The organism is Amycolatopsis sp. SID8362, from assembly GCF_010550475.1.
Classification (GTDB): Bacteria; Actinomycetota; Actinomycetes; order Mycobacteriales; family Pseudonocardiaceae; genus Amycolatopsis; species Amycolatopsis eburnea.
This window is the reverse complement of sequence record NZ_JAAGNB010000884.1, coordinates 1-2,129: the sequence shown is the minus strand read 5'-3', so window position 1 is coordinate 2,129 and position 2,129 is coordinate 1. Positions and strand designations below refer to the sequence as shown.

1 protein-coding gene and 1 pseudogene are annotated in these 2,129 nt (G+C 75.0%); one reads left to right on the top strand and one right to left on the bottom strand.

The genetic code is table 11. The features are described 5' to 3' along the window. Nucleotides 1-1,637, top strand: a pseudogene (locus G3I65_RS27675) (serine protease); the annotation flags it as partial. Nucleotides 1,638-1,749: 112 nt separating this feature from the next. Here the strand turns inward: G3I65_RS27675 and G3I65_RS27670 are convergent. Then, nucleotides 1,750-2,129 (bottom strand): hypothetical protein (locus G3I65_RS27670; RefSeq protein ID WP_160698718.1); only part of this gene is annotated, 380 nt, incomplete at its 5' end.

Genomic DNA, 2,129 nt, shown 5'->3' with positions numbered 1-2,129 from the left:
CGCACGGCACCGCCGACGTCGGCGTCACGCTGCGGCCCACGGCGGCGGCGACCGGGCCGCACAGCGGCAGGCTGAGCGCGACGGCACCGGGGATCGCCGTGCAGACCGCGTTCGGCGCGTCCCTCGAGCGGGAGAGCTACGACGTCACGGTCCGGCTGACCGGCCGGGACGGCGGGCCCGGCGCGGGCATCGCGAAGCTCGTCAGCACCACGACCGGGGAAGCGTTCGGCGTCCGGCCGATCGGGGCCGACGGCGTGGCCGTGGTCCGGGTGCCCAAGGGAAGCTACGACCTCGACGCGTTCGCCGTGGCGGGCCAGGCGGTCACGCTGCTGTCGAAGCCGGGCGTCGCGATCACCGGGACCACGTCGTTCACGCTGGACGCCCGCGAGGGCAAGCCGGTGCGCGCGGTCGTCGACCACGCCGACGCGCACCTGCAGTCGGGCGAACTCGGCTTGGTGTCGGGGAACCCGGCCGGCGACCGCACCAGCACGCTCGCCTGGCTCGTCCAGCCGGGCAACGAGCTGTACGCGGCGGGCTCCGGCGCCCGCGTCACCGACCACACCTACGCGTTGTACTTCCGGGCCACGCTGGCCGCCCGCGAGCCGGGCGCCGACCCGGCCGGGTACGTCTACCAGCTGGCGCTGCTCGAACGCAGCCGCGTGCCCGCCGACCCGGTGTTCCGGGTGCGCGACAAGGATCTCGCGGCCGTCGACGCCCGCTATCGCACGCAGGGCGGCGAGACAGACGGCCTGCGCGTCGACTACGCGTCGTTCGGGTTCCCGGGCGCGGACAGCGGCGCGTACCAGATCCTGCCGCACACGCTGCCGAGCCGGCGGACGGAGTACTACACGCCGGGACCGTCGGTGAGCTGGCAGCACATCCTCGCGGTGTACCCGCCGACGCTGACCGACTCGGAGAATCAGTTCTCCTACCGCACCTACCGGCCCGGAGCCCAGCGCGCCGACTGGAACAGCGGCCCGGTCGGGCCCGCGTTCGGCGCGCCACGCGACGGCTGGGGCGTGCTGCGCGCCGGTGACCAGCTCACCTACGCGATCCCGATCGTCTCGGGCAGCGACCCCGAGCAGTACAGCGCGCCGCCGTTGGGCTTGACCGGCACAGCGACGCTGTCGCGCGGCGGGGTCGAGCTGGGCAGCACGGCCGATCCGGCCTTCGGGGCGTTCACCGTGCCCGGCGGCGGGGGCCCGCTCACCCTGCGGTCGGTCGCCACGCGCAGCGTGCCGTGGTCGCTCCTGGGCACCCACGTCGACGTGGCGTGGACGTTCCGCGACACCGGCCCGGCCGTTCCGCCGCCGCTGCTGGTGGTCCGAGCCCAAGGCGCGCTCGACGACGACAGCCGGGCCCCGGCGGGCCGCCCGTTCCTGCTCTCCCTGACCGCGCAGCGGCAGCCGGGCGCGAGCGCCTTCCGCCTCGCGGACCTGCGGGTCGAGACGTCCGCGGACGACGGCGTGACGTGGGCGGACGCGCACGCCGTCCGGATCGGCGACGGCGGCCTGGCGGTGGTGCGCAATCCGGCATCGGACAGCTTTGTCTCGCTGCGCATCACGGCCCGCGACACCGAAGGGAACAGCGTCACCCAGACCGTGCTCAGGGCGTACCGGACGACGTCAGCAGGGTGACGACGGCGAGGTCGGCGGTGGCGGTGGCCGGGCGGGTCGTGAGTGTTTAGTCGGGTTCTAACCCTCCTAAACACTCACGACCACCGCGGCGCATCGGGCGGGCGGCGTGGGCTCAGTGGGTGCCGGACGACGTCAGCAGGGTGACGACGGCGAGCGGGACGGCGAAGGCGGCGGTGGTCAGCAGCCGGAGGACCCGGCCGTGGGCCAGCCACTCGCCGTCCCAGCCGCCTTCGGTGTCGTACCGCTTGTTCGCCGTGGTCATCAGCGCGCGGCCGAGCCCGAACCCGGCGCCCGCGGCCAGCGCGGCGGGCAGCGGGGCGGTGAGCGCCACGGCGATCGCGGCGACGTACGGCAGCCCGCTGGGCAGGTAGGTGCGCACGCCGGTGCCCATCTCGAACCCGAACTGCAGCGGGCCGAGGTGCCGTCCCAGCCGGAACACGGTGTCGGGCACCAGCCGCCGGTTCTCCGGCAGCCGGAACGACCAGACGCCGG